The 25,665-nt window shown below is 41.0% G+C and carries 21 protein-coding genes; 14 read left to right on the top strand and 7 right to left on the bottom strand.

Going from position 1 to position 25,665, the window contains the following annotated elements:
* Positions 1-110: 110 nt before the first annotated feature.
* Positions 111-2,123, bottom strand: a complete 2,013-nt coding sequence (locus ACMXYS_RS05430) for a methyl-accepting chemotaxis protein (protein WP_415883938.1) — start codon at positions 2,121-2,123, stop codon at positions 111-113.
* 518 nt (positions 2,124-2,641) lie between these two features.
* The gene (locus ACMXYS_RS05425) at positions 2,642-4,636 is read right to left on the bottom strand and encodes a methyl-accepting chemotaxis protein (RefSeq protein WP_415884642.1); all 1,995 of its coding nucleotides are present in this window, start codon (positions 4,634-4,636) and stop codon (positions 2,642-2,644) included.
* Positions 4,637-4,906: 270 nt separating this feature from the next.
* Here ACMXYS_RS05425 and ACMXYS_RS05420 point away from each other — a divergent pair, with 270 nt between their 5' ends.
* A complete protein-coding gene (locus ACMXYS_RS05420; RefSeq protein ID WP_415883937.1) occupies positions 4,907-5,428 on the top strand; it encodes a cytochrome P460 family protein in 522 nt (173 codons plus the stop codon).
* Positions 5,429-5,521: 93 nt separating this feature from the next.
* A complete protein-coding gene (locus ACMXYS_RS05415) occupies positions 5,522-5,935 on the top strand; it encodes an MmcQ/YjbR family DNA-binding protein (RefSeq protein ID WP_415897850.1) in 414 nt (137 codons plus the stop codon).
* A 6-nt stretch (positions 5,936-5,941) separates the two neighbouring features.
* Here the strand turns inward: ACMXYS_RS05415 and ACMXYS_RS05410 are convergent, their stop codons facing one another.
* Positions 5,942-8,209: a putative bifunctional diguanylate cyclase/phosphodiesterase gene (locus tag ACMXYS_RS05410; protein WP_415897849.1), complete on the bottom strand. Its 2,268-nt coding sequence runs from the start codon at positions 8,207-8,209 to the stop codon at positions 5,942-5,944.
* Positions 8,209-9,279, bottom strand: a complete 1,071-nt coding sequence (gene dctP, locus ACMXYS_RS05405) for a TRAP transporter substrate-binding protein DctP (RefSeq protein WP_415883934.1) — start codon at positions 9,277-9,279, stop codon at positions 8,209-8,211. Before dctP ends, ACMXYS_RS05410 begins: the two co-directional genes overlap by 1 nt.
* 295 nt (positions 9,280-9,574) lie before the next feature.
* On the opposite strand from dctP, the gene ACMXYS_RS05400 reads away from it, so the two are divergent.
* From ACMXYS_RS05400 to ACMXYS_RS05380, 5 genes are all read left to right on the top strand, one after another.
* Positions 9,575-10,453 carry an AraC family transcriptional regulator gene (locus ACMXYS_RS05400; protein ID WP_415897848.1) on the top strand — a complete coding sequence of 293 codons (879 nt, stop codon included), beginning with the start codon at positions 9,575-9,577 and terminating at the stop codon, positions 10,451-10,453.
* Between the two features lie 247 nt (positions 10,454-10,700).
* Positions 10,701-12,326 carry a methyl-accepting chemotaxis protein gene (locus ACMXYS_RS05395; RefSeq protein WP_415897847.1) on the top strand — a complete coding sequence of 542 codons (1,626 nt, stop codon included), beginning with the start codon at positions 10,701-10,703 and terminating at the stop codon, positions 12,324-12,326.
* A 185-nt stretch (positions 12,327-12,511) separates the two neighbouring features.
* Positions 12,512-13,558 (top strand): spermidine/putrescine ABC transporter substrate-binding protein, encoded by a 1,047-nt coding sequence (locus ACMXYS_RS05390; protein WP_415897846.1) that lies wholly within the window; start codon positions 12,512-12,514, stop codon positions 13,556-13,558.
* A complete protein-coding gene (locus ACMXYS_RS05385) occupies positions 13,536-15,848 on the top strand; it encodes a putative bifunctional diguanylate cyclase/phosphodiesterase (RefSeq protein WP_415897845.1) in 2,313 nt (770 codons plus the stop codon). The genes ACMXYS_RS05390 and ACMXYS_RS05385 overlap by 23 nt, the downstream gene beginning before the upstream one ends.
* A gap of 78 nt (positions 15,849-15,926) precedes the next feature.
* A complete protein-coding gene (locus tag ACMXYS_RS05380) occupies positions 15,927-16,691 on the top strand; it encodes a substrate-binding periplasmic protein (RefSeq protein WP_415897844.1) in 765 nt (254 codons plus the stop codon).
* A 48-nt stretch (positions 16,692-16,739) separates the two neighbouring features.
* Here ACMXYS_RS05380 and ACMXYS_RS05375 read toward each other — a convergent pair whose 3' ends face one another.
* On the bottom strand, positions 16,740-17,186 hold the full coding sequence (locus ACMXYS_RS05375) for a CreA family protein (protein ID WP_415897843.1): 447 nt from the start codon (positions 17,184-17,186) through the stop codon (positions 16,740-16,742).
* A gap of 255 nt (positions 17,187-17,441) precedes the next feature.
* Positions 17,442-19,904, bottom strand: coding sequence for a methyl-accepting chemotaxis protein (locus tag ACMXYS_RS05370; RefSeq protein WP_415883926.1), 2,463 nt, complete (start codon positions 19,902-19,904; stop codon positions 17,442-17,444).
* A gap of 265 nt (positions 19,905-20,169) precedes the next feature.
* Here ACMXYS_RS05370 and ACMXYS_RS05365 point away from each other — a divergent pair, with 265 nt between their 5' ends.
* Complete coding sequence (locus ACMXYS_RS05365; protein ID WP_415897842.1) at positions 20,170-20,970, top strand: substrate-binding periplasmic protein; 801 nt, start codon at positions 20,170-20,172, stop codon at positions 20,968-20,970.
* Positions 20,971-21,136: 166 nt separating this feature from the next.
* Here the strand turns inward: ACMXYS_RS05365 and ACMXYS_RS05360 are convergent, their stop codons facing one another.
* Positions 21,137-21,700 carry a TetR/AcrR family transcriptional regulator gene (locus ACMXYS_RS05360; protein WP_415883924.1) on the bottom strand — a complete coding sequence of 188 codons (564 nt, stop codon included), beginning with the start codon at positions 21,698-21,700 and terminating at the stop codon, positions 21,137-21,139.
* Between the two features lie 521 nt (positions 21,701-22,221).
* Between ACMXYS_RS05360 and ACMXYS_RS05355 the strand changes: the two genes are divergently transcribed.
* The 6 genes from ACMXYS_RS05355 to ACMXYS_RS05330 all read left to right on the top strand — a co-directional run bounded on the left by ACMXYS_RS05355 (position 22,222) and on the right by ACMXYS_RS05330 (position 25,662).
* Positions 22,222-22,698: a YHS domain-containing (seleno)protein gene (locus ACMXYS_RS05355; protein ID WP_415883923.1), complete on the top strand. Its 477-nt coding sequence runs from the start codon at positions 22,222-22,224 to the stop codon at positions 22,696-22,698.
* Positions 22,699-22,749: 51 nt separating this feature from the next.
* The gene (locus ACMXYS_RS05350) at positions 22,750-23,037 is read left to right on the top strand and encodes a DUF2282 domain-containing protein (RefSeq protein WP_415883922.1); all 288 of its coding nucleotides are present in this window, start codon (positions 22,750-22,752) and stop codon (positions 23,035-23,037) included.
* Positions 23,038-23,064: 27 nt separating this feature from the next.
* Positions 23,065-23,976 (top strand): DUF692 domain-containing protein, encoded by a 912-nt coding sequence (locus ACMXYS_RS05345; RefSeq protein WP_415883921.1) that lies wholly within the window; start codon positions 23,065-23,067, stop codon positions 23,974-23,976.
* Complete coding sequence (locus tag ACMXYS_RS05340; protein ID WP_415883920.1) at positions 23,966-24,748, top strand: putative DNA-binding domain-containing protein; 783 nt, start codon at positions 23,966-23,968, stop codon at positions 24,746-24,748. The genes ACMXYS_RS05345 and ACMXYS_RS05340 overlap by 11 nt, the downstream gene beginning before the upstream one ends.
* A 15-nt stretch (positions 24,749-24,763) precedes the next feature.
* On the top strand, positions 24,764-25,243 hold the full coding sequence (locus ACMXYS_RS05335; RefSeq protein ID WP_415883919.1) for a DoxX family protein: 480 nt from the start codon (positions 24,764-24,766) through the stop codon (positions 25,241-25,243).
* A gap of 86 nt (positions 25,244-25,329) precedes the next feature.
* Positions 25,330-25,662, top strand: a complete 333-nt coding sequence (locus ACMXYS_RS05330) for a hypothetical protein (RefSeq protein WP_415883918.1) — start codon at positions 25,330-25,332, stop codon at positions 25,660-25,662.
* The last annotated feature ends 3 nt before the right edge of the window (positions 25,663-25,665 follow it).

Here is a 25,665-nt window from a genome sequence, read left to right as displayed (position 1 = left end):
AATAAGACAGAGGTTAAATATAATTTTTAGCCGCATGCAATTGTCCAAAACAAAAAAAACCACATGAATCGATGTGGCTTTTTACTAGGACTAGAAGCTTTTGACTCAGTTTAACGCTGAATATCTAACTGCCTTAAACGGTCAATTGCTTCAACTTCACGATCAATGTGATCCATCTCCGATTCAACATCAGAGATATAATCAATACTATCACGTACCTGTTGATCAGCTTGTGTGGAGGACTCAACCAAACTCAGCATTTCCGAGCTTAAATTTTTAGAGCTATCCGAGATCTGCACCATAAACTCTTCAGTATCAGTGATTGTTTCGCGGATAGAATTGATAGAGCTTGTAACCGCATCAACTGTTTTACCCGTTTGATCCAAACTTTGCTGGGTATTATGCGAAAGTTGACGAACCTCATCTGCTACTACGGCAAACCCTCGACCCGCTTCACCTGCTCGTGCCGCTTCTATAGCAGCATTCAAAGCCAACAAATTTGTTTGATCAGCAATACCCGAGATCACGCTCAAAATAGATAGTACTTCTTCAGAGTTATGCTTCAGGTCTTCAACCTTAGTGTGTAAAGCTTGACGCTCACTACTCTGGGCTTCGATATTTTGAGAGAAGCCTAAAAATCTACGTTGAATATCATTCAGCACACTACCCGTACTTTGTGCATAACCCGCAACTTGACCAAAGCTATCGACCATCTTACGCAGTAACGGACGGTATTCCCCCATGCATTCAACAAGGTTACTTTGCAGTAAGTTAATCTGTTCCAGACTATTGATACGAGAATTTAAGAAATATTGACGAAAATTACTGTAGTGGAATGGGAACTTATCCGCATACTCATCTTTAAACTGTTCGCCCGGCTGTACTTTAAAAAAGAACAGCGCTGTTAGCGTCTGGTTCATATGTACGCCCAGCAGCTCACCAAAGGTCGAGAAGCCTGCTACTTTTATGTCGTCAAAATCATGAACTTGAGATAAGTTCATCGCGTTGTTTAAACGACGTAAAACACAATCATTTGCCAACATAGCTACAGGCTTACCTGGCTTGCCATGCATAAAGTTGCGGAAAGATTGACTCGTACTTTGCGCAAAATCTTTCGCTTTAACCAAGAATAGGCGATCACCAAAGTCTAAGTCACAAAAGAACGCGATACTGCCATCGGCTTCGTTTATACCTGCGATAGAACGTACGAACAGCTCACCACCAATCTCTACCGCAAATGAATAGCCATTCAAAGCATCACCTAAGTTAGACGCCGAACAGTTAAAGTGTTCACATAACAGATCAACAATGCTGGTTAGCTGATAGTTGCCATCTTTGATAACAGATTTAACTACACGAGAATGTACATCGGATTCTGCAATAACAAAGGAAGTCGGTGTTTTTTCAAAGTTATGTGACTTAAATACGCCATAACGAGTATTTTCAGCTAACTTAACGAAGATCACTACAGCTTGGTTATGTGCGACGCGATCGCCGTCATAAACCAACGCTTGCTGGAAATCTAACTTACCACCAGCTGACCCCCCAACGAAATAACATGGGAATTCACCACTTTCATACAAACCTTGCATGAAAAAGTTTTCACTTGCTGATAAACCATCGAAGAATGTCAGCGCTAACGTATCTTGATAGTTAATGTCGAAAGGTACATTAACGCGACTAAATTCTGCAGCAAGTTTATTTACACGCTCTTTACGCGTCATCGTTACATTGCCAGATCGAATATCTTCACAATGCAGAGGGATAGAGCTGATATGAACATCTGCAAACACAGCTTGGCTGTAGCTTTGGACAACGATGTGATCCCAATGGCTATCTGCTTCGTGATAAAGACTCGCCCCACACGAACTTAATTCCCCTGCGGTCATGATGCCGACTACTTTCGAGACATCCGGCAAAGCCGATTTTAGCTGTCGAACAGTCCCCTCAAAATCTAAGTGAGGTGATATAAATGCCAAAACCAGCGCAGTAGGTGATCCCTCAAACTTCAGTGATTGGAGATTTTCAGCGGAAATTTCTCTGCTACTTAACGACTGGACCTTAATAACATCGTTATCTTCAACGTTACTTTTGGAGGTTTTTTTACGGCCAAACCAAGACATTCTTCATCCACCCTTTGCCATTAAACGCAGTTATTTTTCTTAGAAAGATTGCGTTCTAGCACTATATAACTACAAATCTTTACAGACTATTCTGCTCTTTATCGCATTAAAGCTACTCATGGGCCTTTGAAACAACCGTATCAGGCAAAAACACTACTTAAGCAGCAACAAAACAAAACCAAAGCACTACTATGTTATAGATCCTTCCTTCCCTTTCGTAAAGTAACCCTAAGTAATTAAAGGATTTTATTCATAGAGGGACCTATCAACAAAAAAATGAGTGCTATTGCGACGTCTATATAGGGCTAACTATAGCTGATGCCATTTTCAAACATACCTACTACACGAAAGCGGCAGGGGAAGGAAAGTAAACGAATTTCTATTAGATGAACTGAAAAGCCTCGAATTGTCAGGCAGCTTGAAAAGCTGCCCTATTAACCTGATATCAAATTACCAAAGAAGTAGATACAGTAACTTTTCCCATAATAAGCCTACAAAATAGACATCATCCAAATAACCTAAGTCAGCTTAAACTCTCCAACTAAACGCTTCAAACGGCTACTCAGCTCAGATAAACGCAGATTAGATTCTTGAGTTTGGCTCGCTCCATCGGCATTAACCTGTGCAATTTGATCGATACTCAAAATACTGCGATTAATCTCTTCAGAAACGTGCGCTTGCTGTTCTGAAGCTGTCGCAATCTGAGTATTCATCTCTGTAAGATGATTAACTGAAGTGATAATACGTTCTAGTGCAGCACCGGTCTCCGCTACTTGTTCAACCCCACTGGCAGCTATGACCTTACCTTTATTCATCACATCCATCGAACTACGCGCATAGCCTTGTAGATCGGTAATAATCGTATCAATTTCCTCGGTTGAAGCTTGGGTTCTTTGTGCAAGATTACGCACTTCATCAGCCACAACAGAAAAGCCTCGGCCGCTGTCTCCAGCACGAGCAGCTTCAATTGCAGCATTTAACGCCAATAGGTTTGTTTGGTCGGCAATATCTCTAATGACTTCGAGAACAGTCGTTACAGAATCACTTTGTTTATTCAATCTTTGGATAACTTGGGTGGCTTGCTCGACCTCAGATGCTAATGCATTAATCACATCGATGGTTTGCTCTGTTACTCTTAAACCTGTTTCAACATCATTTTGTGCTTGATGTGTTGCTGCCAGTGCCTCGCTGGTACTGCATGCAACTTGCTGTACCGCTGAGGTCATCTGATTAATAGCTGCTGCCGCTTGGCTAGTGTCTTGTTGTTGCTGATTAATGGAAACCTGAGTTGTGTCTACATTTTGAGAGAGTTGCTCTGTAGCCTCAGCCATCACTTTTGTGGATTCAGCGACATCACTGACGGTCTCTCGAATTTTATTTACAAACGTATTAAAGCGGCTCGATAACAGAGCTATTTCATCGCTGCCTTTCACTTCTAATTCTACCGTTAGATCGCCACTGCCACTGGCAATCTCTTTCATATGCTGGGAAATTCTACTGATGGGGTTTGCAAGCGATCCGGCAAGCTTTAAAGCCACTAGTACAATGATGATTAATGAACTGATTAGTAAAGAGCCCAGCAGCCACTGCAGATCATATATAGGAGCAAACGCTTCGGCTTCATCCACTTCAGCTAATAAGGCCCATTGCAAACCTTTGATAGTGACGGGGGTATAGGAGGATAAAACCGGATTACCGTTGTAATCGATAATAATGTTTGTTCCGGTCTTTTGAGCTAAAGCGTCATTCGCTGCTTGGGTATCAACCTTGCCTTTCTCAGGATTTGCGAAAGATGCCAAAACTGTATGGTGAATAGGGTCCAAAAATGAGTCAGATCGCATTAAATGATCAGGTCCAACCAAATAGGTCTCCCCAGTTTCACCTAAGCCATTACGTTCCCCCATAATGGCGTTGATATCAGTAATCGATAGCTGTAAAGCAACCACCAGCTCTATCGAGTCTTCAGCATTCTTGATAGGCAGTGCTATAAATGCAGCTGCCGCACCATTTGAAGGAGCGTAGGGGGCAAAATCAATAATCCCAAACTTTCCAGAGCCTAAAACCTGCTTAAATAACCGGGCTAAATTTGAATCGGCATAAGTACCATTCATTAGGTTTGTTCCGAAATCAGGTTCCCTCTCGACCGTATAAAAAATATCGCCCTGGGGATTAATCAAAAACAAATCATAGTAGCCGCCTTGTTTTTGAAAATTCGCATATGCCTTATCCGAAGAAGCGGAGACGTGATACGGTTCTAAACTATCTAGCTGACTAGCCTGTCTTAAACGCACAATTTCAGCCAATTGGTTTAGATCAATCTCCCTCTCTGCAAAATAATTCTCTATTTGGCTCTTTTTTATTTCCCTTATACCGGTCAGCTGTTGATAAACAGAACGTTCAAGTGCATCACTGCTATCGATAATCGCCACACTGATAGCAATTAATAAAGGAACGAGTCCCATCAAGAGCAATGACATTAAGATTTTTTTACGAATGGTGAGTGAACGGAACATCACACGGCCCTCCATGGAACAAATTTAATTCAACATCCCTGCACAATTTATGCGTGCTTCAACCACTGTAGACCAAATAAAGTAAACTGCCATTTTTACTAGTCCCACCACTCCAATACCTACTTGAGCAATTTTCATACAAAAGAGCTTCGCCGTTTACCTAAAAGATCTAGGGTCAAAAGGAGTATTGATCAAACAATAAACATGGATTATAAATACATTTATAAGGCGTTTTTTCTACAACAAAAATAAATACAGTGAGGATGTAAAATGAAACTCCTATCCACTATGGCAACAGGCCTGTTAACGACGACTCTATGCTGGGCGGGTCCAGGCGATCAGGTTGATTTTCCTGCAGACTATAAAACCAATTTCACTCCTTATTTGTCCCTTAATCGCACTCAAAATCACGACCAATACATTCGTTTGTATATCAACGATAAAGGTCTGAGCGGTACGCAGGAAAATGGCCAATTACCTTACGGTTCTGTCATTGTGGCAGAAGTGTATAAAGCGAAAAAAGATGACGAAGGTAATGTACTTACCTCTAAACTCGGTCAACGCCTAAAAGATAAATTTGCACTGGTAGCGGTTATGGAACGCCGTGAAGGTGCTGCGACTGAATACCCTAAGGGCATGGGCAATGATGACTGGGATTTTGCTGCATTTAAACCGGATGGCAAACGTGCCAATAAAGATCTAACTGCTTGCGCCGCTTGTCATGCACCTTACAAAGACAGCCATCACTTGTTCTCTTACGAACATATCCTTACAGAACAAGCAATGAAGTAACCTGTCTGGTATAGCTAAACCCTGCTTTAATCAGGCATTATATTTAAAGCAGGGTTTTATTTTTCAATACCATTCAAATTATTGGCAAAACACATGGATGCGAAAAGCGCTCAGGAATACTGTCTATCCCGTCCAGAATCACAACTGGATTTCCCCTTTATGCCTGATGTACCGGTCTTTAAGGTCAAAGGAAAGATGTTTGCCTTGTTAGGGCAGTGTGGAACGACAGGCAAAGAGTTAGGGCCTGAATTTGCAAATTACCACTTCCTTAATCTGAAATGTGATCCTGAAGAAGCGATTATGCTGAGGGATGTTTTCCCTGAAGTACGTAGCGCTTACCACATGTCAAAGAAACACTGGATAAGCGTTGTTTTAAAAGATTCCATTCCTACAAAAGAGATCGAACGCCTTATTGATCGCTCTTATGGCTTAGTCGTGAAAAGTTTAAAGAAAGTAGAACGCCAACAACTTGAGCGCTTATATTCCAAAGAAGAGCTCTATCGTTAACTTCATCTATATACCCTTCCCATGAGAATTTGAGTGTTCAGTTAGCCAAGCAGAATAATCCTCAGGCGCAATTGGGGGAGAGAAATAGTAGCCTTGTGCCATATGGCATCGATGCCGAATCAAAAAACTCAACTGATCAGATGTCTCTACCCCTTCTGCAACCACTTCTATATTTAATGCTGCAGCCATGGAAAAAATAGCATTTACAATCGCGATATCACCCTGCTCAAATGGCAAGGTATGAATAAAAGATCGGTCGATTTTCAAAACATCAACAGGCAACTGTTTAAGATAGCTCAAAGAAGAATAACCTGTACCAAAGTCATCCATCGCAATAGAAACCCCGAGTGTTTTCAGTTTGTTAAGAGTACTTACAGAATGTTCAATGTTTTCTATGACTGCATATTCAGTAATCTCTAGCTCAAGCTGCCCCGGGTCTATATCAAAGCGTGTCATTCTCTCCAGCAGATAATCAAATAGGTTAGCGTCTTTAAGCTGTCTCGGAGAAAGATTGATAGCAACTTTATGTCCAACGATTCCCTCCTCTTTCCATTCAGCTAACTGCTTACATACTTGAAAAATTACCCAATAGCCTAAGTCGCAGATAAGGTCGCTCTTTTCTGCTATCTCTATAAATTGATCTGGGTGATAAACCACCTCGCCATCATCAAACCAGCGAATCAACGCTTCAGCACTGTCATAAACATACTTGCCATCTTGTATTCGAACTTTAGGTTGATAGAACAATTGAAGCTCGTTATTACTCAGCGCTTGCTTGAGCTCTTGTTCAATTCGCTGTTGAGCCTGCCTTTTCAGTTCCAAATCAGAGGAGAAAAAGCGTACTTGCCCTCGGCCAGCTTCCTTGGCCTGGTACATAGCAGTATCCGCCTGAATGATAAGGTCTTTTCCATTATCAGAGTCATTAGGAAAAGTAGAGATACCAACACTCGCTCCCGGTTTTATTACATGACCATCAATAATAAAATCTTCACCGGCTTGCACAACCAGATCATCAGCGAGACCAATGAGGTCAGTGGCATCATCAAAATGGGTTACAATTACAGTGAATTCATCGCCACCAATGCGATATAAATTATCCGAATCCCTTAATCGCTTTTTAAATTTTTCAGCAGCACTGATAAGTAGTTTATCCCCGACGGCATGCCCAAACTGGTCATTTGCCCATTTAAAGTTATCTAAATCTAAATAGAGTAATCCCACTTTAGATTTTTCCCTTCGTGCACGTTTAATCTCTTCATCTAAACGCATCAAGAAAGAATGACGATTAGGCATATCAGTCAACGAATCGTAATAAGCTAAGGCATGGAGCTTTGCTTCCGACTCTTTTTTATCTGCAATATCCGATAAGACACCAACATATGTAACCTCATCGTCTTGGCGCTCTACCCTATTTAGATTTAACCAGCCAGGGAAAGTACTTCCATCTTTTTTCCGCCCAATAACCTCACCCGACCAACTACCTTCGTGAAGAAAGTTATCAGCAACCATTGCTCTAAAATCCACACTACTATCGTCAAGAGGTTGGATATCAGGAAGCAAACCTAAGATCTCGCTTTCTTGATAAAAGGTTATTTTGCTGTAAGCAGGATTAATATCGACTAAGCTGCCATACTCATTGGTTACAAATACAGCTTCATCTAAAGAATCTAAGGCTCGTTGAGCAACTTGAAGTGAGCGCATGGGAGATACAAGCGCAAATCGTAGAATGATATAAAGCGAACCTACAAACAGCAGACTAACTACCGCTACTTGAGTAATTTCAACGATAAGATTTTGGTAGAGGCTTTCGGTTAAAGCTTTATCGCTGTAAATTACCTCCACATTACCGATGCTAACCTCACCACTTTTTATCGGATAGCGGATTCGGTTATCAACGCCAGCCCAAACACCAGCGTACTTTTTCTCCTCAAATTGGCGAATCTCACCATCAATTTTGATTCGTCCCATGTAAAGGTGACCAAAATTCCCGTAGACCTTGATCCCCTCCACAAAGGGTGAAGCCATTTCAGAATCTAAAATAGCGGAGGCTAACTCTACGGAATAAGTACGATCATAAGCTTTTTTATAGACGTTCCAGATTGTAGGCCTAACCGAATTAGCCACGCGCTCTGCAACCGAGTGGCCTCGCTCTTGCAGATTGCTCTGCATTAATTCGGAAGCAACGCTAAATCGCACGATCACAAAAACAGTCATTACCAAGAAAGTGATTAAACTCAGAATGACAAGGAGACGAACGGTCAGTCTACTAAACATTATTTATCGTATGGCCCAAACCATTGATAATAGTTGTTGTAAGCGTCCTTGAACTCTTGTTTTTTCTCAATGATTTTCTTACTCAACGGATCACGAGAAGCGTAGTCTTCTAAGATGCTATCAGACACAAGTCTCCAACGCTCAATATCCTCGGGGCTCCATGTATTGATATTAAAATCATTCGCTAAGAATAGATTAAAGGCCTCAAAATCTTCCGTCTTCGCCTTCAACGTAGTGGTTAAAGTATAGGACTTAATTGCCGTTTCAAGAATAGCCTGCAAATCGGGTGGTAATTCATCGAAGGCCTCTTTGTTGATTAGGAAATCAGCGAGTACAGATGGTTGCCAGATTGCAGGGACAATTGCATGCTTACTGATATCATGCAAACCAAGATTCCAAGCCCCACCTGCGGTGGTCCACTCCACTGCATCAAGATCACCTTTTTCCAGCGCAGGGCGTATCTCCTGGGGCACAGTTGGAAGTGTATAAGCGCCAGCAGCTGCAGCTAAAACTTCTCCCGGTAACCCTGGTCCGATACGAATTTTTTTAGCGTGAAGATCATCTAGACCTGTAATCTCAGTTTTCGACAGTAACCCGAACTCCATTCCAGCCCACCAAGCTGGACGCCACATTATACCATCAGGGTTTGCTAGTTCATTTGCTAGTCGTTGGCCTTCTCCGGCATAAAAAAACATCATCGAGCCATCAAGGTTCATAAAATCAAATGGCCCTGCATTCATCAAAGCCCAAGCTGGATGCTGACCTGACCACCAATTCGGCCAACCATTCCCCATTTCAACTCGACGCTCTTTAACCGCATTATAGATATCTGGGCCACCTGTAATTACACCACCAGGGTGAGCCTTAATAATTAAACGCCCACTACTCATCGCTTTAATATTATCAGCAAAACGCTTGAGTTCTTTGAAATCAATACTGGTTTCAGTCGCCTGTGACTGCAACTGCCATGTATATATCTTTTCTTCTTTCTCAGTGCAGCCAGAAACTCCCAGCAGTAACAACATAGAAGAGAAGGATAAAAGAAGGCACTTTAAGACCTGATGAAACATAATCTACTCCAGACAGACTATAACTTCACAACTGCAATTGGGTTCAAAATTAACTATAGAAACTAATGCGCTTCTGTCTATTCACTATCTTTCTCAAAGTGTAATAGGGATCTAGTTAGCTCCATTGGTATCACAATTCCCTTATTAATCATAGGATTATTAACTTAAAAACCTCTGCAAAACCTTTTCACTTCAATAAGTTAAGATCTAAATTATTTTTAATAATCAACGTTACTATAAAGTACGCAAACATTATCAAATTGAGTTCCTTTAGCATGGAGGTAGGAGGAGACACATGAAAAAAAGTACCGGAAACAACTACAGGCGTCGCTTATGTAAAGTAATCGACTATATCTACGAGAATCTGGATAAGGATTTAGATGTGAACATTCTGGCTGATATTGCCGCTATGTCCCCCTACCATTTCCACCGGATCTATCGAAGAGTCACTGATGAAACCATTAACGCTACGGTACGTCGTCTTCGCCTGCAAAAAGCAGCCTCAAAACTCATTCGGACTGATTTCTCAATACTTACCATTGCGCAATCAGTTTCCTATACCAGCTTAGAAGCGTTTAGCCGTGCTTTTCATAAGCAATACGAAGAGACACCTAGTGCATACCGAGCAGGCCATAAACAGTATTCGCCTCAGGAAAAGAGTTTTCAAGCTAATATCCAACATATAGTGCAGGAGCAACGAAACATGTTTAATGTTGAATTTATTAATCTAGAAAAGCAGGGTCTGATCGGGTACGAACATCAGGGAGACTACATGAATATAGGGCAAGCATTTGAAAAACTGTTTATATTTGCCGGAACTCATGATCTTGTCACAGACAAAACTCGTTCGTTTGGTATCTACTACAATGACCCAGGCAGCATAGAAAAATCTGAACTACGCTCCCATGCCTGCATGACCATAGAAAAACCTCTGAGCGAAGCCGATTCAAACCCACCAGAATATATGGAGATACCCGCAGGCAGATGCGCAACAATTCTATTTAAAGGCCCTTATTCAGAGCTAGAAAAACCGTATGATTGGTTCTTCGGAGAGTGGCTACCACAAAGTGGCATGGAAGCAGCCGACTTTCCTCCCTTCGAAGAGTATCTAAATGATCCCAAAAATACGCCTCCCTCAGAACTACTTACGCGCATATATTGCTTAATAAATTAAATAAACATGTATAGAGCAGGCTCCCCAGTACTTATAAGCCTGCTCCATACTAATTAAAACAACCGTTTACAAAACAGCAAATTAACCTTTATTTTCAAATGGTTATTTACTCCTCAAAGTCCCTCAGAAAGCATCATAAAAACAATACCTTCGGTTACTTATATGATTCCTAATATAAAGTGATCATCGATTGAACACCAATAAGCGGAAATTCGATATAACCTAATTACTAAAGGGTCTAAGTACGATGGTTGTCACTAAGATGTCTGTTACTCACAAGTTAACAGCAATCATCCTGTTATTACTCAGTGTGAGTATCGCTATGAAGGCGTTCGACCTCTGGGAATACAGAGCAGATTTATTACAAGAACGAAAACTTCAGTCCAATCATGCTGTATCTATGGCATACAGTATTATTGATCATTTCCAGCAACAGCAAACTGCAGGTGTTTTGAACCAAACCGCCGCTCAAACTCAAGCACTTTCAGCCCTTCAAGCGATGCGCTATGACAATGACAATTATGTATGGATCAATGATCTTGATGCTCGCATGATCATGCACCCCATCAAGCCTGAACTTGATGGCAAAGATATGAGCAGTTTTAAAGACGGCCAGGGCAAATCCCTATTCACAAATATTGCTAATACTGCACGTCAAAATAACGAAGGCTATGAAGATTATCTATGGCCTCGACCAGGTAAAAGTATCGCGGTAGAAAAGATTTCCTACTTCAAACTTTTTGAACCTTGGGGTTGGGTGATCGGTACAGGCGTTTATGTTGATGATTTAGATGCCAGTTTTTATTCAAGACTAACAGAAGCTTTAGTTTTCCTGGCTGTTGTTATCCCATTCGTCGTTTGGCTATCTAGTATCATTTCACGCTCTATCACTCAGCCACTGAGTCACATGACCAAAGTTATGGAGAATGTCGCTAAAGGCAAACTAATGGCTCGAATTGATATTAAAAACCAAGATGAGTTGGGCGATGTTAGTAAAGCGATAAACCATACCCTTGATATCCAACAACAGCTGATTCAAAAACTGACTAACTCAAGCCACCATATTCTGAGTTCAGCAGAACAAATGGCTTCAACAACTGAACAAACTTCCGCAGGCGTTAAACAGCAACATGGTGAGACTCAGTTATTGGCAACCGCTATGCAAGAGATGTCAGCAACTGCACAAGATGTTGCAAACAATGCCCAACAAACTGCAGAGATAACTGTGCAAGCAGAAAGTACTGCACGCTTGGGAGATGAAATTGTTCGAACCACAATCTCTGCAATTAATGATCTCGCTGCGCAAGTTCAGTCCCAAGCCGATGTGATTACTAAGCTCGAACAAGACACGCTACAAGTAGAAAGCATTCTCAGTGTTATCCGAGATATCTCTGATCAAACAAATTTACTTGCTCTAAATGCTGCGATTGAAGCGGCACGAGCAGGTGAGCAAGGTCGAGGGTTTGCCGTAGTCGCAGATGAAGTCCGAGTTCTAGCAAAGCGCACATCTGAATCAACTGACCAGATTCAATCACTGAACGACCGTCTGAAAAACGCCTGCCAAGGTGCAGTCAGTATGATGAGCAACAGTCATTCTGAAGCGCAAAACTGTATTGATCGTGCTGCCTCAGCTGGTGAACACCTCAATGACATCGTACTCAATGTTCAGCAGATCATGGAAATGAACAGTGCTGTTGCTGAAGTAGTCCAACAACAAAGCCAAGTAGCCGAAGAGATGAGTAACAACCTAAATAACATCTCAATGATTGCGGAACAAACCCAAGGTGGCGCAACACTTACAGCAAACAATAGCGAACAGCTCGCTTCTCTAGCACGAGAGCTACGTCAACAAGTTCAGCACTTCCAAGTGTAATACTTAGCGAGGGGTAATGGTGCAATGCCATTACCACTCCTTATTGTTTAATCCCTATTAATCTATTTCTTCTCTTAAGGTTCTCGAACACATCAACTCCCCTCTATCATTAGCTTTCGAAGGCTGCTATAAAAAAGGCAATACTAATTGAGCCTAATTGAAAATAATAATAACGAGGGTCTGGCATGCGATTCTTTTGGTGTTTTTTTCTATTATTCCTGCCTCTTCAGCTCCACGCTGAAACTATTCAAATGCTCAACTGGGACGCCTACCTAGACCCTAAAGTAAAACAAGAGTGGGAGACCAGCACTGGTCATCATGTTGAAATCATTAAGTTCGATAGCGATGAAAAACGCGACGCCCTACTCCTTGAAGCGCACCAACACAATATCGACATTGCGGTTGTTGACGAGATCGTTGCGGAGCGTTTCGGTGAAGAAGGACGATTTGTAGAGATCCACGAACAGAATTTGCCCAGCATTAAACTGATAGGGAATTTTTGGCGTGAGCGATGCGGAAAATATGCAGTTCCCTATTTTTGGGGAACGTTAGGCATAATCTATAGATCTGATAAGGTCAGCCCTCCTAGTTCTTGGAAAGAAATAATCCAGCCCTCCGAAGAGCTGAAAGGTCATATAGGTATGCTAAATGATTACACCGATCTATTAGCGCCTGTACTCTTTATGAATGGTGATCCGCTAAATACTGACAATTTAGATATTTTAAAAAGAACCTTTAATGCCTTAAAGGACCAAGCTGACTATGTTCTAACATACGATTACCCCATCACCTTTCTTGAATCGTCTCCACAAGCGGACCAGCTTTACATGACCGTTGGATATGGAGGCGATCAATTAGCGATGAATGAAAGGGTTGGAAAAGAAGGTCTATGGAAATACGTTGTTCCTGAAGAAGGTACCGTACTTTGGGTTGACTGTTTGGCAATCCCTTCTAACTCCAAACATATTGATACTGCTCTAAATTTTATTGAATACTTAAACCAACCTAAAGTTGCCGCGGAGAACGCTGAACGCCTCCACTACGCCACTCCTAATAATTCAGCAATGGCAGAATTATCAGAAACATTTAGGAATAACCCCGAAGTATTCCCTAGCCAAGCGATTCAAAATAAAAGCGAACTCTATAAAAAACTAAGCAACGAAAATATTAAACAACGCCTACGAATCACGAATGCTATAGTTAATATTCATGAATCTAAACAAACGCGCTAGCTTTTTAATACTGCCGATTATTTTTATCAGCTATACGCTAGCCGCCTTGGTTGCGTACGAGCAACAAAGCCAATCCATTCAAAGACTAGAACAACACAAACTAAATCTACGTTTAAGTGCACTTCACTCTGAATTTTCAACCTATGATCGCTTCCTTGATGCCTACCTTGTGTCATTACTTGAAGGTGAAACGCTGGAAAACTTCATTAGAGACACGAGTAATATTTACCGGGATCGGATGCTGACAAACAATTTAGAATCGGCTATCGAACGCTATTTCAATAATTTGACTGAGTTCGTGTCCCTAGCGGTTCTAGATGCAAATGATGATGTACTTTTTTACATAGAAAACAGTACTGACCCCTTTTCTACCATTCGAAAAGAACAATTACGTCTAGCAGAAAATATCAGGGCAAAAAAGAAACTGAATATTTGGGAGCACCACTTTCAAACTCAGGGCTCCATAATGCAACAAGGGATTGCGATCGATTCACGTACCCTTACCACCCCATTACTCATTCAACTGGAAGATACATTTAAAGTCATTATCGCGGCAAAGCCGAAAGCATTCGATTCACTGTTGCAAGAAGTACAAGAAGAGTTCCAAGCAATCGTCGTATTTTCCGATAAATATAATCGTCCCCAAGCCAATAAGTTGTACGCTAATGTCCAGCTAAAATCTAACTACTATTTAGGTATAACTCCTTCACCGGCTTATTTAGGCAATCTACTTGCCAACCTTAAACAACGCTTACTCTTCATTGTTATTCTAGGTTCTTTAATAACCTTCACATTACTTCAACTGTTAATCCGGAAATTTATCACAGCCCCTATTTCTCGACTTGATAAGCAGCTGACTGAGATTACAACACACGAAAGACAAAATATTGATCCTCCACAATCAGATGACGAAATTGGCAGGCTTGGTCGGAAATTCCATAACCTTTATGAACAACTGCATCAGTCCTATCAAAAAAGCCACCTGCAATCCCGAACTGATGCGCTTACTGAATTGCCCAACCGCGCAGCCTTCTACGACATTGCATCTCATCAAATAGCAGAAGCTGAAAAAACCAAAAGTTTGATCAGTTTGATCTACCTAGATTTAGATAATTTTAAGTTTGTAAATGATAAGTACGGTCACGAGGTAGGAGATAAATTACTGCAAGCAGTAGCTATACGATTAAACAATATTATCAATATCACCGCCAAAAAATACGACGCGGAAGCTCCCCAAGCCTTCCGTCTCTCGGGGGATGAATTTATTGTACTGTTGCCAAATGTATCAACCGAACAGGCTCTAAAACTATGCGAAAAGATTTTGCACCTTTTTGCCGATGGTTATCATTTTGAATTAGGTCATTTCCCCGTTACAGCCAGTATCGGCTTAGCTACCTACCCTCAAGATGGCCATACACTCTCTCAGCTAATATCAAACGCTGATTTAGCCATGTATCAAGCTAAGAAATCAGGTAAAAATAAACAGGCAGTCTACTCAAAAGAGCTAGCTAAGCGGGATCGTCAAAGGAAAGAGGTTGAAACTAAATTAAAGAACTTAAATCCAGACAAAGAGTTCACGCTCAACTATATGCCAATCATCAATAAGGATGGTTCAATCAAAGGCTGTGAAGCTTTGCTGCGCTGGCACTCTAATGAGTTAGGGTTTGTTCCACCCGACCTTTTCATTCCGATTGCTGAGAGTACTGGAATATTTGAAAAAATTGACCTTTGGGTCGCCTGCAAAGCCCTAAATGACCTATCCGAACTGAATGATCTATTTGGAGAGCACTTTGAACTCTCTATCAATATTTCATCTGCGGAGATCGGTTCTGAACGTTTTATAAAAACTATCAAGAAACTCAGTGCTAACACCCAAATCCCACTCAATAAAATAATTCTGGAAATCACTGAAACTTTTGCCTTAAGCCAAGAGCAGAATGCCTTAGGTTGGCTGAGTGAATTACAAAGTTTAGGTTTTCAAATCGCTATTGATGACTTCGGCACGGGCTATACCAGCCTGATGCAGATGGTGGATTATCCAGTAGACATCATCAAATTTGACCGCGAACTCGTTAATAGAATAAGCATGCCTGAGAAACAAACATTGGCAAAAGCCTTGGTAGATCTATGCCACTTCCAAGATATTACAGTCGTAGCAGAAGGGGTCGAAACTCAAGAACAACACTATCTGCTTAAAGCTGCAGGTTGCGATTTCCAACAAGGCTATTACATCGCAAAACCTATGCCCATAACAGAGTTAGAAAGCTGGTTAACAAACTACAAACTATAATTGCTAGATAAGAATTTTCAGTAAGGATAAATGCCTTCTCCTCCCTACTCGAAGGTATTAATTCAGGTCTCAGTCAAAATGAAGCTGCTATCTCCAATCTTTGTTATTTTTGCAATAACCGCCAATTACGCTGCAGGTTCACAACTCGAGGTAAATCTCACTGCAGGTGAATACCCGCCCTACCAAAGCCAAAAATTAAAGCACTATGGAGTAGTATCCAGAATCGTATCAGAAGCCTTCGCTTTAGAAGGTGTACAAGTCAACTTTACATTTATGCCTTGGAAGCGAGCGTACCCCTCGATTTTAGAAGGGAAACTAGATGGCGTAGGCTACGCGACTAAAAAAAAGGAACGAGAAAAATATTTCTATTTCTCTGAACCGATTTTTCAAAAAACACGTGTTTTTTTTCATCATATAGATCACTCCTTTGACTGGAATACTATTGAAGATCTGAAAGGGCTACAAATTGGGGCGTTATCTGGATATGCCTATAACGACGAATTCGATCTCGCGGCAAAACAACGAATAATTACTGTACAAAGGGTAGAGACGCACCAGCAAAATATTGGAAAGCTAGTATTAGGCAATAGGATCGATCTTGCTATTAGTACCATCAATCAAGGTTATGACGTCCTACAAAGGGCATATCCACAGGCTAAAAAATTTATAACCTACCACCCCAAACCACTGCATTCACCCAATATGCATCTAATGCTTTCAAGGAAGGTAGAGAAAAACAAAGAGCTTATTGTTTTATTCAATAGAGGTTTAAAGAAACTCAAAGAAAGTGGAAAGTTGGAACAGTACTTTAAAGAATCACAGCAGGGTGAGTATTTGCCTTAACTCCCTGCTGATTAAAGATTTTCCGTTTTTAACTTTGAATTTGGATTATTAATACGCCTCTGTTCCCCAGAGCGGTACTGTAGATAGGCTGTGTTTGTAACTACCCGACGTTTCCTTAGTTGAGTAAGATACATACATTAAGGTTTTTGATTTAGGATCGTAAATTCGACGAATCTTCATCGATTTAAAGAAGATACTTTTTGATTGCTTAAAGACCACTTCACCTGATTTAGATTTATCAATCTTCTCAAGCATTTCTTTATTAATCACACCGGTACGGCGGCAGGCGATGGAGGAATCACTTGGATCAGCAAAATCTAAGTCTGCTTCTATACTCGCCACATGACAAGTCACTCCAGTCACTATGGGGTCAACCAAGACACTAATCTTAATATCCTTAGTGGTTAATACACCAAGAGAGACATCGCCCACTTCCTGTTCATCACTACAAGCAACAAGTCCTAAAATACTTAAAAACAAAATTAATTTTTTCATTATCAATCCTTTGTTAGGAACAGCCATTGCTAGTTTACCCAATTATTTTGAACTACAAGCTCTGATTCCCTTCTAACTGAAAAAGGAGCGAGTTATGTGTAACAGGTCACGAGAATCTAGCTGTAATAAACAGCGCTATCTACGCGATAGCCTACTAAAAAGAGTTCTCTATTGGCTAACCCATATTCCCCTTCCGAGCCCAAGTATTCAACCCTGAGCCCAAAAGGGAAACTATTCACAATCTGGGGCAGCTAATTAGTCCGTATGAAAACGCGTCATCAGCTCGTTTAATCTGTTCGCCTGATCATGCATTGATTCAGCAGCTGCAGAAACCTGCTCAACCAATGCTGCATTTTGCTGAGTTGAATCATCAATCGAAATAATAGATCCACTCACAGAGTCGATGCTATCTGCTTGATTTTTACTAGTAGCAGATATCTGACCTACCAATTTTGACATCTGCTCAATGCTCTCATTAATACCTTGAAGAGATTCAGAAGAAAGCTGAACTTGATCCGCCCCTTCTTCAATTCGGTCTTCCGTATCAGAGATCAGTTTCTTAATATCGTTAGCCGCTTGAGCAGATCGCTGTGATAGCTGACGAACTTCGCTTGCAACGACCGCAAATCCTCGCCCTTGTTCACCGGCCCTTGCAGCTTCCACCGCAGCATTAAGCGCTAATAAGTTGGTTTGGAAAGCAATGCTATCGATGAGCCCTGTGATCTCATTAATCCGTTTACTCGAATCTCTGATTTCCGTCATCGCAGCGATAGCCCGAGACATCACTTCCCTACCTCTTTTTGAAAGCTCCTGAGCTTGATCAGTCACCTTATTTGCTTGCTGTGCATCACCCGCAGTAGTTCGCCCAGCGATGCTAATCTGCTCCATACTTGCACTGCTTTCTTCTAAAGCAGCAGCTTGCTGTTGAGTACGTTCTGAAAGATCGTGATTCCCTAATGAGATCTCTTTGGTCGCCCCTGCTACATCTCGTGCAGCATTTCTTACCTCTTTAACTAACGTGCCCATACTTTGTTGACCAAAGTTAATCGAAGCCTGTAACTTTTCAAATCGACCTGAATAGATTCCTTCAACTCTTGCAACTAAGTTACCTTCAGCCTGTTGCGTTGAAACTCTGACGACCTCAGCCGTAGCTGCGCTAATTGTTTCTAAAGAATCATTCAGGTTTTCTTTCAGTGTGTTGAGCTGCCCAGGTAAAACATCGTTTATCCTGCCATCAAAATCACCCTGAGCCATTGCTGCCATGATGCAATTTACACTCACAATCGCACTGCCGATATTGGCCATAGCATCCTGAGTTGTCGTTAACATAACCTGATACTGGCCCGGTAATTCTGTTTCAATTTGACTATCAAATTCACCAGCAGAGAGTTGCCCCATCAACTTACCAATCGCGTGCATACTTGCTTCAGTTTGATCGGCACTCTGATTAATCGCTGTTTTCAGATCGGCAAGATCACCTTTCAAGTTACGCTTAACCCGAGTCGAAAAGTTCCCCTCTGCCATTTGACTCATCACTTGCTTAGTATCAGCTAACGCTTGTTGAGTCATCTCCAATAGATTATTTACAGCAAGGCTGGCCTGACCAATTTCATCTTGTGAATTCACGGGAAGGCGTGCAGAAAAGTCGCCTTTTTCTTCAACCTCCGAAATCGTTTTCGATAAGCGTAGGATTGGTCGCGTGATCCCCGCAGAGATTTTCCACGCAAGAAAGATAATTATGGCGGCACCTAGAACACCGATAATCGCAATAACTAACTTTAGGGTTGATACTGCTGCAAAGGCTTCGGCTTCATCAATCTCTACTAACAGGGCCCAATTAACCCCATCAAGATCCAAACGCGCAAATGACGACAATACAGGGTTACCATTGTAATCTACTATCAACCGGCTCCCCGTTTGACCATTTAATGCAGCCTTCACTGCTTCAGTCTTAACACTTCCTTTTTTAGGGTTGGCAAATGAAGCTTCAACAGAATGGTTGACTGGATCAAGATAGGAATCAGAACGCATAAGATAGTCGGAACCCACCAGATAAGACTCACCGCTTTCCCCCATCCCTTCGCGGATTCCCATTATCTGATTGATCGGATCAAGAGGAATCTGCAGAGCAACAACTTGTAGCAACTCACCAGCATCATTATATACTGGCGCCCCGATAAAGCCCGCAGGTGCGCCATTACTCGGCGCGTAAGGTTCAAAATCGGCAATGGCGTAAGACCCTGTCTCAACCACTTTACGGAACAGATCCCCTAAGTTGGAATCCTGATACTCCCCATCTATCAAATTGGTTTGATAGTCTGCTTCTAATGCCACCGTATAGGAGATAAAACCATCCGGCTCAATCAGGAACAGATCGTAGTAACCGTAACTATCTAAGTACTTTGAGAATAGATTTTTACCTTCGGCATTGACCTCCAACAGGACGTCGGACAATGTATCAGTCTTGATAAATGTAGCTACAACATTGGACAACCCCAATACATCGCGCTTACTGACCTCAAAGAAATTCTTTATCTGTTTAGTTTTAATACCACGAACAGCATCTAACTGCTGATAACTCTGCTCGGATAAAGAGTTACTGGCTTTGTAGATAGCGATCAAAGCCAATACGGCAAATGGGATCAAACCGATCAACAAAAAGTTGATTCTCAGCTTTTTACTAATGCTCATACCACTGAATAACGTTTTACTGCTCATTTCAAAGCTAGCCTTTAGGTCATTAACTACAAAAAATTACACTTAACAACGCAAGTATACTGCACCAATTTGGCGCAATTATTAACGGACAAATTGCAAGGATATAAACCCTGAGGTGATAACTAACTATTTACACTTCATAAAAGAATGTTAGCTATACTGGAAGTAGTTTTAGCTTCTAAGAAAGCCGACTTTCTAGTTCAACTCCGAGAAAAATATGAAGTATTTCCTATCCCTGTTTCTCCTTTTATTCGCACTGTCGCCCTTGGCTAACGCAAATGAGAAAACCATCATTATGGGCTACAAAGCGATTGCTAAACCGCCTTTGATTGGTAGCAACGGGGATAACTCAGGTCTTTATTTAGATCTATTTCAAAAAGCAGCTGAACGTATCGGCTATGAGCTAGTTGTTGTCAGAATCCCAAAAAAACGACTTCACTTTGAACTCGCTAGGGGGACTGTAGATTTCTACCCTGGCTCCTCTTTTTCTCAAAAGAGAACGGGTTATCTGTTCTATTTACCAAACGGTCTACAAACGAAAGAGGTTCTAATAACCCTAGATAACCAAGCTGAAATTGAATCAATGGATGAAATTGAAGGCCGGCTGATTGTTGAACTTTCAAGTAGCAAACTCGAATGGGACCAAATCTACCCCAAGCTAACAATCTCGAAAATGGGCAAGCTATCTATGGAAAAAGTAATAGAAGCGCTCAACACAGGTAGAGGTGACTTCTACATTGCGGATATAGAGATAGTAGATCACTACCAAAAACTGAATGACATAGAAAAATATGAAGATATCGGTATTAAAATTCACCCTAATGCGATCAATCAAACCTTTATACCGATGAACATGGGATTTTCTCGTAAGTCAAAGCTCTTCTCAGAATACCCAAACCCCAGTTTTTCCCCTGACGCAGATATAAGCATTGAGAACTTTTATACCATAGTGGACCAAAATTCAGTTGCTTATCAGTTTTACCAAGCATTAGATCAGCTTAAACAAGAAGGGTACACACAAAATCTATATGACCAGTACTTTAAGAAAGTTCAGAAAGTAAAGTAGTGAGTTAATCTGCATGTACTTTAGAAAAATTCAAATATAAAGCCCCCCCCTTAATAGCTTTTGGGAAATGAATGGCCATAAACTAAGTTTCGTTGATGACCATGTATGAAACCAAAGTAAGAAAGAAATAGATAAATTTACTAAAAATAACTCTGGTTAAAAGTGACTACTTGCCCCTAGGCCATTTGAGTTTTTTAAGTATTTCGATACTTTTATCGGTTATTTCATCGCAATTTCCTGTCATATAGGCCATCGTAATAGCCCCTTCTTGCATAATACAAATTGCATCCAAAAGATCAGGATTACCCTTTCCTAAATACTTCTGGATTAAATTTCTAACCTCTTGTTTGTGGTAACCGCAGTATTGAGAAATTTCACATTCAGCATCACTGAATTCGGCTGATGTATTAATGAAAAAGCAACCTCGAAAATCTCCTAGTTCTGCTTCCAAGCCCTTAAACCAACCATTTAATGCATTAAACACAGCTTCAATTACATCTGTTTCAGATTGAGTAGCAACCAGCTTTTTCTCTAACCAGGCCATAAAGTTGTCATGCCTCTGCTCTAAGGCTGCCAACACCAATGCATCTTTACTTTCGAAATGATTATAAAGGGTACGTTTAGCAACCCCTGACGACTTTAAAATTTCATTTATACCGATGGAGTTAATGCCATTTTTGTAAAAAAGCTTTAACGCAGTATCAATCAGTAACTGCCTCTTTTGACTCATTGTTATCTCCTATCAAAGCCATTTTATCTTGGCAAAAGTAGTACGTTTTGTCTACTTCTAACAAAAAACACCAACTGAGTTTATGCGTCTAGCTCAAATGGTTCTTCTACTTTTTGAAAATTAATTTATAAAAAACGATTGACACAAGTAGACCGATTTGTCTATTTTATTAAGTAGACAAACCGTTCTACCAATTTAGGGAGGGATTTATGAATCAGGTTGTTTCAACTCTATTCTGCGGATTTAACTTATCTTCAGTCAGCACGTTATCTAAATTTGTTAAATCTCGGCTAAACAAGGCAATGACCTTCAGCTTGATATGTAGTGCCTTAATCTCCCCTATTGCAAAAGCAGAATTTCGTAAATCAGTACCCCAACCAAGTTTTGGAGCATCAACTCCATTTACAGGACTGCTAGCGGCTTACTGTTTGCCTGTTCGTCCTAACCTTCTCTCAAAACCCAACATTCAGTTAGAACCAGAATTCGTCGAGGTTCATTTAATGCTGATAGAGGAAAACCAAATGAAATTTACAAAAACACTGAAAATGGCTGCTACAGCGGGCGCACTATTAATGAGCAGTATGAGCTTTGCTCAAGCAATCAATATTGGAACCAACGATTTAGCGATCAAAGGTTACGATCCAGTTGCGTATTTCACACAAAACCAAGCGATTGAAGGCTCAGCTAAATTCACCGCAACGCATGAAGGAGCGATCTATCGTTTCAGTAATGAATCAAACCGCGATCTATTTAAAGCAAATGCAGCTAAATACGCTCCACAATTTGGTGGTTACTGTGCAATGGGTGTAGCACTTAACAAGAAGCTAGACGTGGACCCAAGTGCTTTCTATATCAAGGACCACAAGCTTTACCTCAATTTAAATAAAGATGTGCAGAAAAAATGGCTGACTGATATCCCTGGTCACCTCAAAACTGCAGATCGCATTTGGCGTGGCATTGAAGACTTAACAATCGCTCAAGCAAACGCAGAAGATTAATTAACACTGCCCCGTATTTACATGAGTTCAAAGGAACAGGAGAAAACCAAAATGAACAATAAACAACATGTAGCAACAACCGCTCTAGCAGTCGCTCTTTCAACCATTGCGACCCTTCCCTCTGCTCACGCTGCAGGTAAAGAAAAGTGCTACGGCGTTGCACTTGCGGGCCAAAATGATTGTGGCAATTTAGCCGGCACACATTCGTGTGCAGGCCAGTCCAAAACCGATAACGACCCAGGTGAATGGAAACTTGTCGCTAAAGGTACGTGTAAAGAGATGGGAGGCCTATTGAAAGCTGAAGCTAAAAAACGTTACGCCGAACAGCAAAAATCGTAATGAAATACACTCATTAGGAGAAAAAAGATGTCCTGCCTCTACACGGATAAATTTACCAAAGAAACCTGTAAAGCTATGGTCGGAGTCGGTTTACGCCACCAGCATTATAAGGAGGCATTACTCGGAACATCGTCCATTGATTTTGTAGAACTGCATGCCGAAAACTTCTTTGCCGAAGGCGGCATTATCCCTGAACTATTAAACGATATTGCTCAACAGTATCCAATTAGTTTGCACTCTACATCGATGGGTCTAGGTTCAGCAATTGGGATAAACAGAGAGTATCTGCTGCGCTTAAAGCGCCTGTCACAGCAGATTCACCCCATTTTAATCTCTGATCACGCTTGCTTTACTTGGAGCCACTTAAATGGGAAATCAGTGCACGCAGGAGATCTTTTACCGCTTGAGTTTACGCAAGCAAGCCTAAAGGTTATGGCGGATAATATTGATCAAGTACAACAACTACTCGGTCGGCAAATCCTAGTAGAAAACTTGTCCGCATATATTACTTTTCCACATTCACAAATGAGCGAAACGGAATTTCTCTCACAATTAGTACACTTGACCGGTTGTGGGCTGTTATTGGATCTGAATAACTTACTTGTTAATGCCCATAATTTCAGTGAACACCCCGCTTTAACTAATGCTGAAGACTGGATAGATCAAATTCCCATAAACGCCGTAGGTGAAATTCACCTAGCAGGCTATACCTCGATTAAGCAAGGTGAATTGATCATTGATGATCATAGCCAGCCCGTATCAGACGAATGTTGGGCGTTATACCAAAGCACATTGCAATTAACAGGTCCGGTTACGACCCTTATTGAATGGGATAACGATCTACCCTCCTGGCATGCACTATTAACACAAGCAGAATACGCAAAATCAATCATGCAAAATATCACTCTTCCAAAAGAGGAGTTTGCCCATGCCATCTGAACGCACTGCTTTAGATAACCGCCAAGCAGCACTTATCAATATGATATTCAGCGGCATTCAGTCTTCCACCGTACATCCATTCCACCCTGAGGAACAAGGAATTCAAATCTATAGAAACAACCTATTAATTACCGCAACCAGAGCCCTGTGTATGAACTATCCAGTAATTGAAAAAATGCTTGGACCTAAGACCATGGGGCTTTTAACTCAGCAGCTTCTAGAGATAGAACTACCTAACAGCGGTGACTGGGCGGACTTTGGTAAAAGCTTACCAGCTCTAATAAATAAAGGCCCTTTGCATCAAGAACATCCTTATTTGGAAACAACCGCAAAGCTTGAATGGCATTTAAAGCAAGCGGCAAGAAGCACAGTAACAAATCTTGATATTGCTTCACTTTCTCACCTCTCCGACACCGATTTAGGCGCTGTTTATATCCAACTAGGAGAAAATATAAACCTGCTTACAAGTGCCATTAGAGTTGATGAGCTTTGGCGACTCCATCAGCCAGGCAGAAATAAAGACTTACTTAACAGTGAAAACCTATTAACTGTTCTCATACCTCAAGATAAACCGTACTGGTTTGTGATCTACCAAAAAGACCATCTTCCCTGCATCAAATCAATCTCTGAAGCAGAGTATCGATGGTTCTCAGCCATACAATCTGGCCACAGCCTTTCTGATCTTCTAGAGCAATTCCATCAGTTTGACTTTAGCCAATGGTTATCTGAAGCCATTGAACAACAATGGCTAAAAAAACTCAGCAAACGATAAGATAAGGAGCTCACAATGATTCACTGGATTAGAAGCACATACCATAATTATTTAGACCACGAAAAAGTACTTAATAAAGCTCATATAGTGGCATCTATATTTTCTCGGTTTTACATAGCCCAAGTATTTTTCAATGCAGGTTTAACCAAAATACAGGATTGGGACACTACGCTATTTCTTTTTGAAGAGGAGTATCAAGTACCTTTCCTATCATTTGAACTAGCTGCTGTTCTTGGAACCATGAGCGAGCTAATTCTTCCCATATTATTATTTACTGGATTATTAACGCGCTTTTCTGCCGTAGGGCTATTCATTGTCAATTATGTAGCTGTTATCAGCCTCATCGAAATAGCGCCAGCGGCTCTTTATTTGCACTACATTTGGGGCCTTCTTCTAACTCACATCATCATTTACGGTTCCGGCCCTATTGCACTCGATAATGTGGTCCGAAAAATAAATCCGAAAATGCACATGAATAAAGAAATACTCACCTAGAACGAACTAGGCACAGAGGAAGTAAAAAATCATGCTTCCTCTTATATCCCTACCCAGAACTAAACCATTACACAGGTAAAAAAATTATGCCGCTAGACAGTAGGAGTAACTTTAAAAGTGTAGCCCCTTTCGACAACAGTAAGCTGGCTATAATGACTCCAAATCAACAACAAAGACTACGGGATTTACAAATAAATGTTGGGCAAAAATTAGTAATTAAAAACGGTTTGGAGATCATCGTTTCTTTCAGTACAAATGGCTGGCGCCACTTTAGAAATGCTGATGATGTAAAGCACAGCTATTCTTTAATGACCGATCTAGAGTTAGTCGATAAGCTAAAAGAAAAATACGGTAATTCACTCTCCATTTTTGAATACCCAAGGAATGAAAGACCGACGCTCGCCGAGGTTTATAAATAGTCT

It is taken from the genome of Neptuniibacter sp. QD57_21 (assembly GCF_047778075.1).
Classification (GTDB): domain Bacteria; phylum Pseudomonadota; class Gammaproteobacteria; order Pseudomonadales; family Balneatricaceae; genus Neptuniibacter.
This window is presented reverse-complemented; position numbering and strand designations above follow the sequence as displayed.

Bases quoted from the DNA above. Each gene is read 5' to 3' on its own strand.
- ACMXYS_RS05360 (WP_415883924.1), bottom strand. From the start codon at position 21,700: ATGAGTCAAAAGAGGCAGTTACTGATTGATACTGCGTTAAAGCTTTTT.
- ACMXYS_RS05345 (WP_415883921.1), top strand. From the start codon at position 23,065: ATGTCCTGCCTCTACACGGATAAATTTACCAAAGAAACCTGTAAAGCT.
- ACMXYS_RS05350 (WP_415883922.1), top strand. From the start codon at position 22,750: ATGAACAATAAACAACATGTAGCAACAACCGCTCTAGCAGTCGCTCTT.
- ACMXYS_RS05370 (WP_415883926.1), bottom strand. From the start codon at position 19,904: ATGAGCAGTAAAACGTTATTCAGTGGTATGAGCATTAGTAAAAAGCTG.
- dctP (WP_415883934.1), bottom strand. From the start codon at position 9,279: ATGTTTCATCAGGTCTTAAAGTGCCTTCTTTTATCCTTCTCTTCTATG.
- ACMXYS_RS05400 (WP_415897848.1), top strand. From the start codon at position 9,575: ATGAAAAAAAGTACCGGAAACAACTACAGGCGTCGCTTATGTAAAGTA.
- ACMXYS_RS05430 (WP_415883938.1), bottom strand. From the start codon at position 2,123: ATGTCTTGGTTTGGCCGTAAAAAAACCTCCAAAAGTAACGTTGAAGAT.
- ACMXYS_RS05410 (WP_415897849.1), bottom strand. From the start codon at position 8,209: ATGTTTAGTAGACTGACCGTTCGTCTCCTTGTCATTCTGAGTTTAATC.
- ACMXYS_RS05390 (WP_415897846.1), top strand. From the start codon at position 12,512: ATGCGATTCTTTTGGTGTTTTTTTCTATTATTCCTGCCTCTTCAGCTC.
- ACMXYS_RS05415 (WP_415897850.1), top strand. From the start codon at position 5,522: ATGGATGCGAAAAGCGCTCAGGAATACTGTCTATCCCGTCCAGAATCA.
- ACMXYS_RS05385 (WP_415897845.1), top strand. From the start codon at position 13,536: ATGAATCTAAACAAACGCGCTAGCTTTTTAATACTGCCGATTATTTTT.
- ACMXYS_RS05340 (WP_415883920.1), top strand. From the start codon at position 23,966: ATGCCATCTGAACGCACTGCTTTAGATAACCGCCAAGCAGCACTTATC.
- ACMXYS_RS05335 (WP_415883919.1), top strand. From the start codon at position 24,764: ATGATTCACTGGATTAGAAGCACATACCATAATTATTTAGACCACGAA.
- ACMXYS_RS05380 (WP_415897844.1), top strand. From the start codon at position 15,927: ATGAAGCTGCTATCTCCAATCTTTGTTATTTTTGCAATAACCGCCAAT.
- ACMXYS_RS05420 (WP_415883937.1), top strand. From the start codon at position 4,907: ATGAAACTCCTATCCACTATGGCAACAGGCCTGTTAACGACGACTCTA.
- ACMXYS_RS05355 (WP_415883923.1), top strand. From the start codon at position 22,222: ATGAAATTTACAAAAACACTGAAAATGGCTGCTACAGCGGGCGCACTA.
- ACMXYS_RS05395 (WP_415897847.1), top strand. From the start codon at position 10,701: ATGGTTGTCACTAAGATGTCTGTTACTCACAAGTTAACAGCAATCATC.
- ACMXYS_RS05375 (WP_415897843.1), bottom strand. From the start codon at position 17,186: ATGAAAAAATTAATTTTGTTTTTAAGTATTTTAGGACTTGTTGCTTGT.
- ACMXYS_RS05425 (WP_415884642.1), bottom strand. From the start codon at position 4,636: ATGTTCCGTTCACTCACCATTCGTAAAAAAATCTTAATGTCATTGCTC.
- ACMXYS_RS05330 (WP_415883918.1), top strand. From the start codon at position 25,330: ATGCCGCTAGACAGTAGGAGTAACTTTAAAAGTGTAGCCCCTTTCGAC.